We start from the raw sequence: 15,657 nt of genomic DNA, 5'->3' as shown, positions 1-15,657 counted from the left end.
AGTCTCGCCATGTTAGTATGAATCCGAGGCCGAGGGCCTCTGCAGGTTGTTGAGGCGAGCGTAAAGACCGTCGCTGACCTTCGCAAGCGTCTCATGATTGCCCTCCTCGACGACCCGGCCCTGCTGCATGACGACGATCTTGTCGGCGCGCACCACGGTCGAAAGTCGATGGGCAATGACAACGACGGTGCGTCCGGTCATCGCCTCATCGAGCGCCTTCTGCACGGCGGCCTCGGATTCGGTGTCGAGGGCGGAGGTCGCTTCGTCGAGCAGCAGGATCGGCGCGTTGCGCACCAAAGCGCGGGCGATCGAAAGCCGCTGGCGTTGGCCGCCCGAAAGCGTCACGCCGTTTTCGCCGACAGGGGTATCGTAGCCCTGTGGCTGCGCTGAGATGAAGTCATGCGCATAGGCCAGCCGGGCCGCCCCTTCCACCTCGGCATCGGTCGCTTCCGGCCGGCCGTAGCGGATATTGTCGCGGATCGTGCCCTCGAACAGGTAGGGCTGCTGTGAGACATAGGCGAGCTGGTGGCGCAGCGACTTCTTGGTGACATGGGCAATATCCTGCCCGTCGATCAGGATTTCGCCTTCGCGCGGATCGTAGAAACGCGGAATGAGGCTGATGACGGTGGATTTACCAGCGCCCGACGGGCCGACGAGCGCCGTGGTCGCCCCGCCCTCGGCGACGAAGCTGACGCTGTTCAGCACGCTTTCATTGCCGTAGGCGAAGGACACATTGCGGAATTCGATTCTCGCCTGCGTCACCGTCAACGGCCGGGCATCCGGCAGGTCGCGCTGGCGCGGCTCCATGTCGAGCAATTCGTAGATCATCCGCGCATTGACGACGGCGCGTTCCATCTGCACCTGCAGGCGGGCAAGGCGGCGGGCGGGATCATAGGCAAGCAGCAGCGCCGTCACGAAGGAGAAGAAGGCGCCCGGTGCCACATTGTAATAGATCGAGCGATAGGCGGCATAGGCGAGCACGCTGGCGACGGCAAAGCCTGCGAAGCTCTCCGTCAGCGGCGAGGTTCGCTCGGAAAGCCGGGCAATCCGGTTCGCCCGGTTTTCGGCGGCCGTGATGAGCTTGTTGACCTTGTTCTCCAGTTCCTCTTCCATCGTAAAGGCTTTGACGATGGCAATACCTTGGATCGTCTCCTGCATGGCCCCCAGCACGTGGCTGTTCAGATGCACGGCCTCACGGGTCGCCGAGCGAAGACGTTTGGAAACATAACGCAGTGCATAGAGCAGCGGCGGCGCCATGACGAACACGGCGAGGCTGAGCAGCGGGTCCTGCAGGACCATCACGCCGATCAACGAAACGAAAGTCAGGAGGTCGCGCACCGTCGAGGTGATCGTCAGGTTGAGCACGTCACGGATGCCGCTGACGTTCTGGCTCACCTGCGCTGCGATGTGAGCCGAGCGTGCCTCGCTGAAAAAGCCCACGGAAAGCGTCATCAGATGCGCATAGAGGCGGCGCTGATAGCGGGCGACGATATTGTTGCCGACCTTGGAAAGCGCCACGGCCTGGCCATAGCTGGCAAAGCCGCGCAGCACGAAGGCGACGAAGATCGAAAGACAGATGATCCAGACGACATCGGCGCGGCGGTTGGCGAAGGCTTCGTCGATGATCGCCCGCATGATCCAGGCGGTGAATGCCGTCGAAAGCGCCACGACCACGAGGCAGGCGATCGCGAAGACATAACCCCAGAGATGGTCGCGGCCGTTTTCAGCGATGATGCGCTTCAGGATGCCGGTTACGGTATCGCTGCTGACGCTCTGCTTTCTGCTTTCCACGGCTTCCAAATATCAAGCTTCCTGTCCGAGACGGAGCGCGTCCTGAACGTGGCGCGCACTTTGGCCGGCTCTATAAAGAGTTGGGACTGGTTTGGCTAGACCGCGGCGCGGCCCGGTGGGACGTGCGGTGGCTCAGCGCCGCCACCGGCGGCCTTCCGTCGATACGCCGAAATTGGCCGGCATGCGCGCATAGGAGGAAAGCCCTGCGAGCGCCGCCAGCGGATGCGTCACCACATAAGTCGGGATGGTGCGAAGCAGCGCGCTATGCGGCGCCTTGTCCTCGAAAGCCTGGCGGAATTCCGGTTTCTTCAGCGCCGGGAGGATCTTTTGCGAGATGCCGCCGGAGAGGTAGACGCCGCCGCGCGCCATGAACACCATCGCCATGTCGCCTGCCACGCGGCCGAGATAGGTGGCAAACAGCGAAACGGTCTCAACGGCCGCCTTGTCGCTAACCGCCAGCGCGTGCGAGGTGATCTCGGCCGGATCCTTCATCGTCGGCTGGATGCCGTCGGCCACGCAGATGGCGTTGTAGAGATTGACGAGGCCGCGTCCGCAGAGGATCTGTTCGGCCGAAACACGACCTTCGATCGTCTCGACATGCGGAAAGATCTCATAATCGCGCTTGCTGCGCGGCCCGAGATCGATATGGCCGCCTTCGCCGGGAACCGGGATCCAAGTATGCTGGGCATGCACAAGCCCGCCGACGCCGAGGCCGGTACCGGGACCGAGCACAACGCGCGAGGCGACCATATCGCCGGTGGCGCTGCCGATGCGTTCGCGGTTTTCATCCGATAGGGCGGCAATCGCCAGCGCCTGCGCCTCGAAATCGTTGACGACGAGCACATCCTCGATGCCGAGGCCCTCGATCATCGTCTTCGGCCGCACCACCCAGTCGCAATTGGTCAGGGGGATCTCATCGTCGTTGATCGGGCCGGCGACAGCGAGGATCGCCGAGCGCGGCTGCACCGCCGTCTTGTCGAGCACGCCCTTCTGGATCGCTTCGTCGATCGTGGCGAAATCCGCCGTGCGCACGTTCGGAAACTGTTTCGGCTCGGCATAGGCATCGCTGAGGATGGAGAAGCGGGCATTGGTGCCGCCGATATCGCCGATCAGGATCGGGAAGGGAAGCGGAGCGGTGCTGTGGTTGGGTTTGGGCATGGCCGGTTCCGTGCTGATCAGGCTTCGAGTGTGGGAAGGAGCTTTATAGCGGTCGCGTGGTTGAGCGCCATTGGAATGTCGTAGACGATGGCGAGCCGCATCAGCGCCTTCACGTCGACATCATGCGGCATCGGCGTCAGCGGGTCGACGAAGAAAATCAGCGCATCGACTTCGCCGGTCGAGATCAGCGCGCCGATCTGCTGGTCGCCGCCGAGCGGCCCGCTTTTCAGCCTGGTGACGTCAAGATCGGGAGCGGCATCGAGCACGCGACCGCCGGTGGTACCTGTCGCGACGATCTTCCAGTGTGAAAGAAGGTCCTGATTGGCGCGGGCGAAAGCCGCCATGTCGTCCTTCTTCTGGTCATGCGCGATCAGCGCAAGGCATTTGCTGCCGGCCATGAAGTGAATCTCCGCCCCAACAATTCAATCGATTTGATCGCTTTATACCAAGTGTTTGCGATTTGAAAGACAGCGCCTCTGCCCCTTCATTGGACCGCCGGCTTGTCGTTCGGCAACGGGCCGACATCCGGCAACCCCTCGTCGTCATCAGCCGGCGCTACCGGAACGGCGGCGAGCGCGCTTGCAGCGGAAGGCCCACCATAGGTGGCGGCTTGCATCGAAGCGACGGAAGCGGCACCGAGCACGGCGGCGCAAGCCTTCGGCAGGTCGGACACCATCATCTCACGCGGCGGCTTCGGCGGCTTGGCGCCGGGTTTGGGCGGTTTCGGTGGCGCCCAAGGCGCCGGTGTGAACCAATAGGCGAGCGACTTGTCGCAGCCATCTCCGGCGGGCACCGGGGCTTGCGGCGTACATCCGGCAGCACCGGGCGGGCATTTGATGCGGATGTGGAAATGCGAGTCATGGCCGTATATCGGCCGGAGCTTACCAAGGTTGGTTCGGTCGCCGGTCCAGGTGTCACACATCTTCTTCTTGATCGCCGGATTGACGAAGATGCGCTCCACTTCGGGATAGCTCGCCGCCAGCATCAGGAGCCGCGCCCGCGATTCCGTCCATACCTTCGGGTTGACGGTGAGGAACTTGTCCTTCTGCAGCATGCTTGTGAAGGGCAGGTCCTCGCGCTCCTCAGCCGTCATGCGGCGCGCCGGCATCGGGGTGAACCAGATATCGGCATCGAGGCCGATCTGGTGCGAGGAATGGCCGTTGAGCATCGGCCCGCCGCGCGGCTGGGCGACATCGCCGACGAGGATGCCCGGCCAGCCGGCATATTTGACCGCATCCTGCGAAAACCGTTCCAGGAGCGCAATCATCGCCGGGTTGCCCCAGCGGCGATTGCGTGAAAGTCGCATCGCCTGCCAAGTCGGCCCGTCGGTCGGCAGCGCCACCGCGCCGGTCATGCAGCCCTTTGCATAAAAGCCGATCGGCTGCGCCGGCCCCTGGGTTGGCAGACTGACGCCTGCAAATAGCGCCTTGGCGCTGCCCGGGCTTGGCGTTTTCTGCTCGGCGCCGACGTCGCCGGCGGCAAGACTTGCGCCGATCGAGCCGGCAAGCGCCAGTCTGCCGATTGTTCTGAAAGCCTGGGCGGAGCCGAAAGCCATGCTGTTCCCTTAAGTCGATGACGAAGTGATTTGCGCTCGAATCTACCGTGAAAAGCAATTTTGGTGAATCGATGATTTGGCGGAGGTGCGCAGGAGGGGTCGGTGAAGGATCGCCGCAGCGCCATCGCCGCTGCCTTTGACAGGAGCTGGCTCAAAATACCGCGAGCCCGGCAAAAACCAAACTCTCTCCTGTTTTTCGCCCCTATTTCTCGTATTGTCGAATCCATCAATATTCAGGGGAAGTGGGAATGGCGGCTTTTTTGTCGAAGATCGGTTTGTTTCTGGCACTTGCGGGTGCTTTAACGCCTTTGACGGCAATGGGTGAAGAGCAGCCGTTTCAGATCGGAAGCTCGGTCATCAGCGAAATGAAATACAAGCCGGGCTTTGCTCATTTCGACTACGTCAATCCAAATGCCCCAACGGGCGGAGATCTGCGCCTTTCCGCGAGCGGCGCCTTCGACACCTTTAATCCGCTCCTTGCCAAAGGTCAGACGGCGGTAGGCCTGACGCTTGTATTCGACACGTTGATGAAGCCCGCCGATGACGAGCTGCTTGTGTCCTATGGCCTGCTCGCCGAAGGACTGTCCTTTCCCGCAGACGTTTCGAGTGCGACCTTTCGCCTGCGCAAAGAGGCGAAATGGGCGGACGGGCAGCCGGTAACGCCCGAAGATGTCATTTTCAGTCTGGATAAGACCAAGGAGCACAATCCCGCCACCGCAAACTACTATCGGCACGTGGTGAAGGCCGAAAAGACCGGCGATCGCGACGTCACCTTCACCTTCGACGAGAAGAACAACCGCGAGCTCCCGAATATTCTCGGGCAGTTGATGGTTGTGCCGAAACATTGGTGGGAGGGGCAGGGACCGGACGGCAAGCCCCGCGATATTTCAAAGACGACGCTCGAGCCGGTGATGGGCTCCGGACCTTACAAGATTGCATCCTTCTCGCCCGGCGCGACGATCCGTTATGAACTGCGCGACGACTACTGGGGCAAGGACCTCAACGTAAATGTCGGCCAAAACAATTTCCGCAACGTCATCTACACCTATTTCGGTGATCGGGATGTCGAGTTCGAAGCCTTTCGCGCCGGCAACAGCGACTATTGGCAGGAGACGACCGCTGCCCGCTGGGCGACGGGATATGATTTCCCGGCAGTGAAGGAGGGACGCGTCAAGAAGGAAGAGGTTGCGAATCCGCTGCGCTCCACCGGCATCCTACAGGCTCTCGTGCCCAATATGCGCCGTGATCTTTTCAAGGACGAGCGGGTCCGCGAAGCGCTGAACTACGGTTTCGATTTCGAGGAGCTGAACCGCACGGTTGCCTTCAACAGCTACAAGCGCATCGACAGTTATTTCTGGAACACCGAGCTCGCCTCCTCCGGCCTGCCCCAGGGTCGTGAACTTGAAATACTGCAGAGCATGAAGGACAAGGTTCCGCCGGAGGTTTTCACGACACCCTATACCAATCCCGTTGGCGGTGATCCGCAGAAAAGCCGCGACAACCTCCGAAAGGCGATTGCTCTTCTGAAAGAAGCCGGCTGGGAGTTGAAGGGCAATCGCATGGTCAATACCAAGACCGGCCAGCCAATGAGTTTCGAGATATTATTGTCGAGCCCCATGTTGGAGCGCTGGGCAGTGCCTTATGCCAGCAATCTCAAGAAAATCGGCATAGATGCGCGAGTTCGGACAGTCGACGCTTCGCAAGCTGTCAACCGCGAACGCAGCTTTGACTTCGATATGATCTGGAATGTCTGGGCGGAGACAATGAATCCGGGCAACGAGCAAGCCGAGTATTGGGGATCCGGCTCTGTCAACCAGCAGGGTTCTCGCAACTACGCGGGGATCGCCAATCCAGCCGTCGATGAGCTCATCCGCATGATTATCTTCGCGCCGAACCGCGATGAACAGGTCGCTGCGATCAAGGCAATGGACCGAGTCTTGCTCGCAAACCATTACGTCATCCCCCTGTTCTACCGCGATACCGTTAATATCGCCTATTGGAACACAGTAACGCACCCTGCCGAGTTCCCGGCCTACAGCCTTGGCTTCCCCGATGCCTGGTGGTCGACCTCGGCAAAATGAGCGGGCTTGCAATGCTGGGGCTCTGGGCTCCAAATGGCACAAGCGAATCACGGAGAAGCCGGCAGGGCCGGCAAGGGAAGGCTGGCGGATTGAGCAGCATTGGACTGGACGGCAGGCAGACAATAAGAAGATTTCCGGAGGCTGAAGGCTGATGGGCGCCTATGTCATTCGCCGCCTGCTTTTGATGATACCGACGATCGTCGGCATCATGGCAATTTCCTTCATTGTCGTTCAATTTGCACCCGGCGGCCCGGTCGAGCAGGTGATTGCCCAGCTGACCGGCCAGGCCGACGGCGCCGATCAGCGCCTGTCCGGCGGCGGCGATCTGCTCGGTGGCGGCGGCAGCGACGAAGGCTCGAAATATCGCGGCGCTCAGGGGCTCGATCCGGAGCTGATCGCCAAGCTCGAAAAACAGTTCGGCTTCGACAAGCCGCCGTTGACGCGATTTGGCGAGATGATGTGGAATTACATCCGCTTCGATTTCGGCGAGAGCTTCTTCCGCAATACCTCCGTGCTCGACCTCATCAAGGAGAAACTGCCGGTGTCGATCTCGCTCGGCATCTGGATCCTGATCTTCTCTTATGCGATTTCCATCCCGCTCGGCATTCGCAAAGCGGTCAGGGACGGGTCGACCTTCGACGTCTGGACCTCGGGCGTCATCGTCGTCGGTTATGCCGTTCCGAGCTTCCTCTTCGGCATCCTGCTCATCGTGCTTTTCGCCGGCGGCTCCTTTTACGACTGGTTCCCGCTGCGCGGCCTCGTTTCCGACAATTTCGGTGAGCTCGCCTGGTGGCAGAAGCCGCTCGACTATTTCTGGCACCTCACCCTGCCGCTGATCTCGCTTTCGCTCGCCGCCTTCGCCACCACGACGCTTCTGACCAAGAATTCCTTCATCGAGGAGATCAAGAAGCAATATGTCGTCACCGCCCGCGCCAAGGGCCTGAACGAGCGGCAGGTGCTTTACGGCCACGTTTTCCGCAATGCCATGCTGATCATCATCGCGGGTTTTCCCGGCGCCTTCATCTCCGCCTTCTTCACCGGCTCGCTGCTGATCGAGAACATCTTTTCGCTCGATGGCCTCGGCCGCCTCGGCTATCTCTCGGTGGTCAACCGGGATTATCCGATCGTCTTCGCGACACTCTACATCTTCTCGCTGCTCGGTCTTTTCGTCAGCCTGATCTCAGACCTGATCTATACCTGGATCGATCCGCGCATCGATTTCGAGCGGAGGGATGTCTGATGGACGCCGCCGCAAACCCTGCCACCGCAACCCCGGTCAAACCGCCGCGCAAGGGGCTGCTGTCGCCGACCAATATCCGTCGGTGGAAGAATTTCCGGGCGAACGGCCGCGGCTACTGGTCGCTGTGGCTTTTCCTGCTGCTGTTCGTGCTCAGCCTTTTCGCGGAATTCCTCGCCAACGACCGGCCGATCATCGCCTCCTATAAGGGCGAGATCCTGTTTCCGGTGTTGATCGACTATCCCGAGGAGAAATTCGGCGGCTTCCTCGCCGAAACCGACTACCGCTCCTCGGTGATAGCAGATGAGATCAATGCCAATGGCTGGATGATCTGGCCGCCGATCCATTATTCCTACCGCTCGGTCAACTCGAACATTCCGCATTCGGCTCCGACTCCCCCCTTCTGGCTGATGACCAAGGAGGAGCGTTGCTCCGGCTATCCGCAAGGGGTGAACGATCCCGGCTGCACGCTCGGCAATCTCAACTGGCTCGGCACTGATGATCAGGCGCGTGACGTGTTGGCGCGCGTCATCTACGGCTTCCGCATATCGGTGCTGTTCGGCCTGGCGCTGACCATCTGTTCGGCGATCATCGGCGTGACGGCAGGGGCTGTGCAGGGCTATTTTGGTGGCCTGACCGATCTCTTGCTGCAGCGCTTCATCGAGATCTGGTCGTCGATGCCGGTGCTTTATATCCTGCTCATTATCGCAGCCATCCTGCCGCCCGGCTTCTTCGTGCTGCTCGGAATCATGCTGCTCTTCTCCTGGGTCAGCTTTGTCGGCGTCGTGCGCGCAGAGTTCCTGCGCGCCCGCAATTTCGAATATGTCCGCGCCGCGCGTGCGCTCGGCGTCAACAACCGCACCATCATGTGGCGCCACCTGCTGCCGAACGCCATGGTCGCGACGCTCACCTTTCTGCCCTTCATTCTCTCAGGCTCTATCACGACGCTGACCTCGCTCGATTTCCTCGGCTTCGGCATGCCGCCCGGTTCCCCTTCCCTCGGCGAGATGATCGCCCAAGGCAAGACCAATCTGCAGGCGCCCTGGCTGGGGCTGACGGCCTTCTTCACCATGTCGATCATGCTGTCCTTGCTGATCTTCATCGGCGAAGCGGTGCGCGACGCCTTCGATCCGAGGAAGACGTTTCAATGAGTGACATGACAGAACCGCTCCTCTCCGTCCGCGATCTCTCGGTTGCCTTCCACCAGGGCGGCGAAACCTCGCTTGCCGTCGATCGCATCTCCTTCGATATTGCCAAGGGCGAGGTCGTGGCGCTCGTCGGCGAATCCGGCTCCGGCAAGTCGGTCTCGGCCAATTCGATCCTGCGGCTTTTGCCCTATCCCTCGGCAAGTCATCCCTCCGGCGAAATCCTGTTCAAGGGCCAGGACCTGTTGAGGGCATCCGAGCGGACGCTGCGCGAGGTGCGCGGCAACGACATCACCATGATCTTCCAGGAGCCGATGACCTCGCTCAATCCGCTTCATACGATCGAGAAGCAGATTGCCGAGATCCTCGCCCTGCACCAGGGGCTCACCGGCCAGGCGGCGCGGATGCGCGTGCTGGAACTGTTGAACCAGGTCGGCATTCGCGAGCCTGAGAAGCGGTTGAAGGCCTATCCGCACGAACTCTCCGGCGGTCAGCGCCAGCGCGTCATGATCGCCATGGCGCTCGCCAACCGGCCGGAACTGCTGATCGCCGACGAACCGACAACAGCGCTCGACGTCACGGTGCAGGCGCAGATCCTCGAGCTTCTCCGGCAATTGAAGGCGGCACACCGCATGTCGCTGCTGTTCATCACCCATGATCTCGGCATCGTCCGCAAATTCGCCGATCGCGTCTGTGTGATGACCAAGGGCAGGATCGTCGAGACCGGAACCGTCGAAGAGGTCTTCGCCAATCCGAAGCATGACTATACCCGCCATCTTCTCGCCTCGGAGCCGCGCGGCGAGCCGCCGCTTGCCGATCCGTCGAAGCCGGTGGTGATGGAAGGCTCGGATATCCGCGTCTGGTTCCCGATCAAGGCGGGGCTGATGCGCCGCGTCGTCGATCATGTGAAGGCGGTCGACGGCATCGATCTTTCGCTGCGCGCCGGCCAGACGCTCGGCGTCGTCGGCGAATCCGGTTCGGGCAAGACCACGCTCGGGCTTGCCCTCACCCGTCTGATCTCGTCGCAGGGACGGATTGCCTTTGTCGGCAAAGATATAGCCGGTTATTCTTTCAGCGAAATGCGGCCATTACGCAACCAGCTGCAGATCGTCTTCCAGGACCCCTACGGTTCGCTCAGCCCGCGCATGTCGGTCGGCGATATCATTGCCGAAGGGCTGAAGGTGCATGAGCGCGCCTTGAGCGCCGAGGAGCGCGACCAGCGTGTCTGCTGGGCGCTGGAGGAGGTAGGCCTCGATCCCCTGACCCGCTGGCGCTATCCGCATGAATTTTCAGGCGGCCAGCGCCAGCGAATCGCCATAGCTCGCGCCATGGTGCTGAAACCCCGTTTCGTCATGCTCGACGAGCCGACATCCGCGCTCGACATGAGCGTGCAGGCGCAGGTGGTCGACCTGCTGCGCGATCTGCAGAAGAAGCACGACCTCGCCTATCTCTTCATCAGCCACGACCTGAAGGTGGTGAAGGCGCTCGCCAACGACGTCATCGTCATGCGTTTCGGCAAGGTGGTGGAGCAGGGACCGTCCGCGGAAATCTTCCGCGCGCCGAAGGACGATTACACCAAGGCACTCATGGCGGCCGCCTTCAACATTGAGGCGGTGCCGACGCCCGCCGTGCAGCAGTAAAGAAGATCATGTCAGTTCGTCCTCCCGTCCTCGTCGATATCAAGTTCAACCCCGAAGGTGTCGCCCGCGTCCTGAAGACGGCCTTTGCCGACCGCGGCAGCATCAATCTGGCCGATCCCGCCAATCGCGAGCGTGATTTCAGCGAAACGGAATACGCGCTTCTCTGGAAGCCGGATGCCGATCTCTTTCGACGCGCGCCGAACCTCAAGGTGATCTTCTCGGGTGGTGCCGGCGTCGATCACATCATCGGTATGGCCGGCTTGCCTGACGTTCCGATTGTCCGTTTCGTCGACCGCAGCCTGACCACCCGCATGAGCGAATGGGTCGTGATGCAGTGCCTGATGCATCTGCGCGGCCAATATGCCCATGACGTCAAGCAGCGGCGCCGCGAATGGGCCAAATTGATTGCGCCGGAAGCGGCGGAGGTGACCATCGGCGTCATGGGGCTCGGCATTCTGGGCCTGGATGCGGTCGCCAAGCTGAAAGTGATGGGTTTCAACGTCATCGGCTGGTCGCGCACCCGCAAAACAATCGAGGGCGTCGAGACCTTCGACGCGGGCGAACTGGACCGGTTTCTTGCCAAAACCGACATTCTGGTCGGCCTGCTGCCGCTGACGCCTGAGACGACCGGCTTCTATAATAGCGGGCTATTTAAGAAGCTCCGCCGCGACGGTGCGCTCGGACAGCCGGTCTTCATCAATGCCGGCCGAGGCAAGAGCCAGATCGAGACCGACATCGTCTCGGCCATCAGGGAAGGGACCCTCGGCGGCGCTTCTCTCGACGTTTTCGAAGTGGAGCCGCTCGCCGCCGACAGCCCTTTGTGGGAATTGGAGAATGTGTTCATCACCCCGCATGACGCGGCGGTCTCCGAAGAGAATGCGCTGTTCCGCCATGTCGAGATGCAGATCGCCCGTTTTGAGCGCGGCGAGCCGCTGCAGTTTGTGATCGATCGCGCCGCCGGTTATTAGCGGCATCTCGCGCCAAAGCTGCGGCGGTTTGGCTATTCCAAGATCGCGGCACGTTTGAGCCTGGAACCTTCCAGACGGCCACCCGTTTTCCTTGCGAAGTTCTTTGCGGCCAGATCGGCCGCCAAGGCAGCGGAAGGAGACGATGATGGCGCATCAGACCGAAACACGCTGGGAAAAATCCGACGGAAAGCTTCACAAGGAACAGCAAATCCCGCCGGTCAAGGCAAAGCAGGGGCGTATGGGTTACCGTATCCTGACCGTGCTGCTCGTGGCGCTGATCCTTGCCTTCGTGGTCTGGATTCCAGTCGAGATCTGGGGCCGCCGCGAGGCGAACGAGGTGGCGCCGCAGCAGCCCGGCCAACAGCTCCAGCAGCAGCAATCCGACGCAGCACCCGCGCCGACGATGCAGAATGGCAAGGGTCCAACCGAGACGCCGGCAACGGCGCCTGCCCCTAATAGCGCGCCTGCGGCACCGACCCAGCCTGCGGCACCGGCCCAATAGGCCTTTGGCAGACGATCTCCCGCATCCCGCCGCCACGCTGCGGCGGGATGTTTATGTTTTGTCTGGACTTTCTCCGCCGATTTTTCGATAAGAAGGCGCACGAGCCGGTTTCGTGCGCCGGCCCGGAACTTGGCAGCACCTGACCGGAGTGGACAGGGCAGGAATCTCATGGCCAAGACCGATATCGCGAGACGCGTCTACAATCACGCCTGGAAACTCGACCCGATCATCCGCAGCCTGATCGATACCGACTTCTATAAGCTGCTGATGCTCCAGATGATCTGGAAGCTCTATCCTGATGTGAACGCCTCCTTCACCCTCATCAACCGCACCAAGCGCGTGCATCTCGCCGAAGAGATCGATGAAGGCGAACTGCGCGAACAGCTCGACCACGCCCGCACGCTGCGGCTCTCCAAGAAGGAGATGATATGGCTGGCGGGTAATAGTTTCTACGGCCGCGCGCAGATCTTCGAGCCGGAATTCCTTGCCTGGCTGTCCAACTTCCAACTTCCCGAATACGAGCTGTCGAAGAAGGAGGGGCAATATGTGCTGGACTTCCATGGGTCCTGGAAGGAAACCACCATGTGGGAGATCCCGGCGCTTGCCATCGTCAACGAGCTGCGTTCGCGCTCGGCGATGAGGGCGCTCGGTCCCTTTACCCTAGATGTGCTCTATGCGCGTGCCAAGGCAAAGATGTGGTCGAAGGTAGAACGGCTGAAGGAATTGCCGGGCCTGCGCATCTCCGATTTCGGCACTCGCCGCCGTCACAGTTTTCTCTGGCAGCGCTGGTGCGTCGAGGCGCTGAAGGAAGGTATCGGTCCGGCCTTCACCGGCACCAGCAATGTCTTGCTGGCGATGGATTCCGATCTCGAGGCGGTCGGCACCAATGCCCACGAGCTGCCGATGGTGGCAGCCGCCCTGGCGCAAACCGATGAGCAGCTGCGCAACGCCCCTTACAAAATCCTGCGCGACTGGAACAAGCTCTATGGCGGCAACCTGCTGATCGTCCTGCCGGACGCCTTCGGCACCGCGGCCTTCCTGCGCGACGCCCCCGAATGGGTCGCCGACTGGACCGGCTTCCGTCCGGACAGCGCGCCGCCGATCGAAGGCGGTGAAAAGATCATCGACTGGTGGAAGAAGATGGGCCGCGATCCGCGCCAGAAGCTGTTGATCTTTTCCGACGGCCTCGATGTCGACGCCATCATCGATACCTACCGGCATTTCGAAGGCCGCGTGCGCATGAGCTTCGGCTGGGGCACCAACCTGACGAATGATTTTGCCGGCTGTGCGCCGACGGAAATCTCAGGCCTCAATCCGATCTCGATCGTCTGCAAGGTCAGCGACGCCAACGGCCGCCCGGCGGTAAAACTCTCCGACAACCCGCAGAAGGCGACGGGCGAACCGGCCGAAGTCGAACGCTACCTGAAATTCTTCGGCGCCGAAGATAGGGTCGATCAGACCGTCCTGGTATAGGCTCGAGGTGAAGCGCGGCCATCACGGGGTACCTCGATGTGCCCCGCCATCGCATCCTCGATCGACCAGCCGAAGCGCCAGGCGTCGAACATCGAATACCATTCCTGAAAATCGGTGATCGGCAGCACATCCGGCTTCGACATCGGATTGTCGGCCAGGCTGCGGCCACGAGCACGGTCGCGCACGCCGCGCTCCTGCATCTCAAGCAGATTCTCGAACATCATGACCCCGGCCTCCCGTTCCATGGGTTTATGCAATCATGCTAATGAAGCATTGTCGAGTCCGGATGTGAGCATTCCGGTTTTTCACAGGATTAGCCCCAATTGGCTATTTCGAGGCGATTACAACCCGACCTCGGATCGATCCGGCGAAACGGATGGGGTGACGGGGAGGCTCGGCTTCCTGGCTGGGGTCCGCCACCAAGCCTCCCGGCTGACCGAATCTCTGAAAGCGGCAGCACTGATAGAGTGCCGCTTTCTGCTCGGGCTGATCCAACTGTGATGAAGGCGAGAGTTAACCGGGGATTAATATCCACCGGCACTGTCTCGATCCGACGCCATCCCGGCCGGGCCGACGGTCTCAGGCAGCCAGTCTGCGAAACCGCGTCCTGATCCGGTCGAGGTAATAATGTCCGGGAGACGGCGCCGCCGTCATCGCATGGGCTTCCGAAGAGGGCACGCCCTCGAACAGACGCTCCTCGCCATTCTTGAAACAGATCCTGAGCCGCCCGTCTTCCTGGCTGAAATAGACGGATTTGATGATCTTCGACTTCACCGAAAGTTCTTCCACCTGTTTTACCTCTGTTTTGGGTTTGCCAGAAGCCTAAACCCAAACGTGCAAAGACGCGGTGAAGCAGCGTGGTAAAAATTCAGGAATCTTTGCGGTGTGCTGTCAACCTCCGACATATTCCGGGTTCCCCAGCACGTTGATGACCGTCCCGCATTTGACAGCCGTATATTTTGATGACGATATCTTCGACTCAGCAACGACGGCGGATGGCAGGGGTGATAATGCTACGTGAAACGATTTCCTTCACGAGATACAATTTATTCCTCGTTTGTTTATTTGTCACAATGAGCTGCGCAATAATATTATTTTCAGAGTACAACGAAAGTAGTGGTGTTGGTTCTACTCAGTTCTTTATTGCGTTATATACAGGATTTTGTGTCCAAAATGCGATATTGAGCGGAACCGGGCGAGTGCAACTCAACCGGGGCATGGCCGGGTTTGGCAGCTACATCTTTAAAAATATTCTTATCCTGCTTGTCGTAATAGGTATCGGAATCGGCGTTCCTCTTGCATTCGGCGCTGTTTCTTTCTCGAGGGGTGCATTGGTACTGCTATGCGGCGGGCTGTTCGCAATTTTCTATCCGTTGCTCCTCGCTCTTGTCGGAACTTGGCCGACTGCTGGAATAGCGGGCTCAACTAGCGGGCTTGCAGAGGCCTTTGCCGGGGGGCGGCGTAATTTCCTTCCAACCTTTTTGCGCCTGTTTGCGGGGATGATTCTTCCTCCCATTGTTTCGTTTCTATTGATAGCCATAGCGGCGTCGATGTCATACGAATCGGATGCTGTCTTTCAGGGTGGTAAAATGAGCCTCATTACATTGGCGCTCCTTATTGTTTCGCAAAGCATGCAGACATTTGGAATCTGCTATGCCTCCACGGTTCTGGCTCACAAATTTCAGATGTCCGAAGGAGGACCTCAAGGGGGGACAGTCCCAGCGACAAATGTCTCGGAGATATTCGAATAGAGTCTGGCTATCGTCACGCTGATCCCGTCGTCGGCAGCATCGGCGACCGTACAGCTAAATGGGTTCGGCTGCTCAAGTGCCTGCCAACTTCCGGTCTGGTGTCGATCAGACCGTGGTTGGAATGGGTCTCTTCCGACGCCCAGCTACGGGTCGTTCATCGCGGTGGATGTCGGCGGGCACGCAGTTTCGGCTGCTACCGCACGCAATTGGATTCTCGCGAGACTTGACGGCCTGCTAAAGAGAAAGCAGCAACGGTTATTAACTGCCCGACCTGAGAGATAGGTGACGTTTCGTACCGGAGACATGGGTTACACTTTTCGATTTTGATCGGGAGGTGTGGATGCCGTGGAGAGAGA

14 protein-coding genes are annotated in these 15,657 nt (G+C 60.3%); 8 read left to right on the top strand and 6 right to left on the bottom strand.

Annotated features, from left to right (window positions below; genetic code table 11):
* Positions 1-12: 12 nt before the first annotated feature.
* From FHT70_RS24615 to mepA, 4 genes are all read right to left on the bottom strand, one after another.
* Positions 13-1,800 carry an ABC transporter ATP-binding protein gene (locus FHT70_RS24615; RefSeq protein WP_183705435.1) on the bottom strand — a complete coding sequence of 596 codons (1,788 nt, stop codon included), beginning with the start codon at positions 1,798-1,800 and terminating at the stop codon, positions 13-15.
* Positions 1,801-1,923: 123 nt separating this feature from the next.
* Positions 1,924-2,949, bottom strand: coding sequence for a glucokinase (locus tag FHT70_RS24610; RefSeq protein WP_183705433.1), 1,026 nt, complete (start codon positions 2,947-2,949; stop codon positions 1,924-1,926).
* Positions 2,950-2,966: 17 nt separating this feature from the next.
* Positions 2,967-3,347, bottom strand: a complete 381-nt coding sequence (locus FHT70_RS24605; protein WP_097600412.1) for a methylglyoxal synthase — start codon at positions 3,345-3,347, stop codon at positions 2,967-2,969.
* Positions 3,348-3,433: 86 nt separating this feature from the next.
* On the bottom strand, positions 3,434-4,504 hold the full coding sequence (gene mepA, locus FHT70_RS24600) for a penicillin-insensitive murein endopeptidase (RefSeq protein WP_183705431.1): 1,071 nt from the start codon (positions 4,502-4,504) through the stop codon (positions 3,434-3,436).
* 248 nt (positions 4,505-4,752) lie between these two features.
* Here mepA and FHT70_RS24595 point away from each other — a divergent pair, with 248 nt between their 5' ends.
* The 7 genes from FHT70_RS24595 to pncB all read left to right on the top strand — a co-directional run bounded on the left by FHT70_RS24595 (position 4,753) and on the right by pncB (position 13,550).
* The gene (locus FHT70_RS24595) at positions 4,753-6,585 is read left to right on the top strand and encodes an extracellular solute-binding protein (RefSeq protein WP_183705429.1); all 1,833 of its coding nucleotides are present in this window, start codon (positions 4,753-4,755) and stop codon (positions 6,583-6,585) included.
* Between the two features lie 151 nt (positions 6,586-6,736).
* On the top strand, positions 6,737-7,825 hold the full coding sequence (locus FHT70_RS24590; protein WP_183705427.1) for a microcin C ABC transporter permease YejB: 1,089 nt from the start codon (positions 6,737-6,739) through the stop codon (positions 7,823-7,825).
* Positions 7,825-8,973 (top strand): ABC transporter permease, encoded by a 1,149-nt coding sequence (locus tag FHT70_RS24585; protein ID WP_183705425.1) that lies wholly within the window; start codon positions 7,825-7,827, stop codon positions 8,971-8,973. Before FHT70_RS24590 ends, FHT70_RS24585 begins: the two co-directional genes overlap by 1 nt.
* On the top strand, positions 8,970-10,607 hold the full coding sequence (locus tag FHT70_RS24580) for an ABC transporter ATP-binding protein (RefSeq protein WP_183705423.1): 1,638 nt from the start codon (positions 8,970-8,972) through the stop codon (positions 10,605-10,607). Before FHT70_RS24585 ends, FHT70_RS24580 begins: the two co-directional genes overlap by 4 nt.
* Positions 10,608-10,615: 8 nt before the next feature.
* Entirely contained in the window at positions 10,616-11,575 is a 960-nt protein-coding gene (locus FHT70_RS24575) for a glyoxylate/hydroxypyruvate reductase A (protein ID WP_183705421.1), read from the top strand.
* A 142-nt stretch (positions 11,576-11,717) separates the two neighbouring features.
* Positions 11,718-12,077: a hypothetical protein gene (locus tag FHT70_RS24570; RefSeq protein ID WP_183705419.1), complete on the top strand. Its 360-nt coding sequence runs from the start codon at positions 11,718-11,720 to the stop codon at positions 12,075-12,077.
* A 168-nt stretch (positions 12,078-12,245) separates the two neighbouring features.
* Positions 12,246-13,550 carry a nicotinate phosphoribosyltransferase gene (gene pncB / locus FHT70_RS24565; protein ID WP_085776571.1) on the top strand — a complete coding sequence of 435 codons (1,305 nt, stop codon included), beginning with the start codon at positions 12,246-12,248 and terminating at the stop codon, positions 13,548-13,550.
* On the opposite strand, the gene FHT70_RS24560 is transcribed toward pncB, so the two are convergent.
* The gene (locus tag FHT70_RS24560) at positions 13,532-13,771 is read right to left on the bottom strand and encodes a CrpP-related protein (protein WP_085779920.1); all 240 of its coding nucleotides are present in this window, start codon (positions 13,769-13,771) and stop codon (positions 13,532-13,534) included. The genes pncB and FHT70_RS24560 overlap by 19 nt on opposite strands.
* Before the next feature lie 358 nt (positions 13,772-14,129).
* A complete protein-coding gene (locus FHT70_RS24555; protein WP_064681543.1) occupies positions 14,130-14,339 on the bottom strand; it encodes a KTSC domain-containing protein in 210 nt (69 codons plus the stop codon).
* 221 nt (positions 14,340-14,560) lie between these two features.
* Here FHT70_RS24555 and FHT70_RS24550 point away from each other — a divergent pair, with 221 nt between their 5' ends.
* Positions 14,561-15,301: a hypothetical protein gene (locus FHT70_RS24550; RefSeq protein WP_183705417.1), complete on the top strand. Its 741-nt coding sequence runs from the start codon at positions 14,561-14,563 to the stop codon at positions 15,299-15,301.
* Positions 15,302-15,657: the final 356 nt, after the last annotated feature.

This window comes from Rhizobium sp. BK049, assembly GCF_014193135.1.
GTDB lineage: Bacteria > Pseudomonadota > Alphaproteobacteria > Rhizobiales > Rhizobiaceae > Rhizobium.
This window is presented reverse-complemented; position numbering and strand designations above follow the sequence as displayed.

What these genes read in the sequence shown, in the direction of transcription:
- FHT70_RS24570 (WP_183705419.1), top strand. Translation starts at nt 11,718, where the DNA reads ATGATGGCGCATCAGACCGAAACACGCTGGGAAAAATCCGACGGAAAG.
- FHT70_RS24595 (WP_183705429.1), top strand. Translation starts at nt 4,753, where the DNA reads ATGGCGGCTTTTTTGTCGAAGATCGGTTTGTTTCTGGCACTTGCGGGT.
- FHT70_RS24585 (WP_183705425.1), top strand. Translation starts at nt 7,825, where the DNA reads ATGGACGCCGCCGCAAACCCTGCCACCGCAACCCCGGTCAAACCGCCG.
- pncB (WP_085776571.1), top strand. Translation starts at nt 12,246, where the DNA reads ATGGCCAAGACCGATATCGCGAGACGCGTCTACAATCACGCCTGGAAA.
- FHT70_RS24605 (WP_097600412.1), bottom strand. Translation starts at nt 3,347, where the DNA reads ATGGCCGGCAGCAAATGCCTTGCGCTGATCGCGCATGACCAGAAGAAG.
- FHT70_RS24575 (WP_183705421.1), top strand. Translation starts at nt 10,616, where the DNA reads ATGTCAGTTCGTCCTCCCGTCCTCGTCGATATCAAGTTCAACCCCGAA.
- FHT70_RS24580 (WP_183705423.1), top strand. Translation starts at nt 8,970, where the DNA reads ATGAGTGACATGACAGAACCGCTCCTCTCCGTCCGCGATCTCTCGGTT.
- FHT70_RS24550 (WP_183705417.1), top strand. Translation starts at nt 14,561, where the DNA reads ATGCTACGTGAAACGATTTCCTTCACGAGATACAATTTATTCCTCGTT.
- FHT70_RS24560 (WP_085779920.1), bottom strand. Translation starts at nt 13,771, where the DNA reads ATGTTCGAGAATCTGCTTGAGATGCAGGAGCGCGGCGTGCGCGACCGT.
- FHT70_RS24590 (WP_183705427.1), top strand. Translation starts at nt 6,737, where the DNA reads ATGGGCGCCTATGTCATTCGCCGCCTGCTTTTGATGATACCGACGATC.
- FHT70_RS24610 (WP_183705433.1), bottom strand. Translation starts at nt 2,949, where the DNA reads ATGCCCAAACCCAACCACAGCACCGCTCCGCTTCCCTTCCCGATCCTG.
- mepA (WP_183705431.1), bottom strand. Translation starts at nt 4,504, where the DNA reads ATGGCTTTCGGCTCCGCCCAGGCTTTCAGAACAATCGGCAGACTGGCG.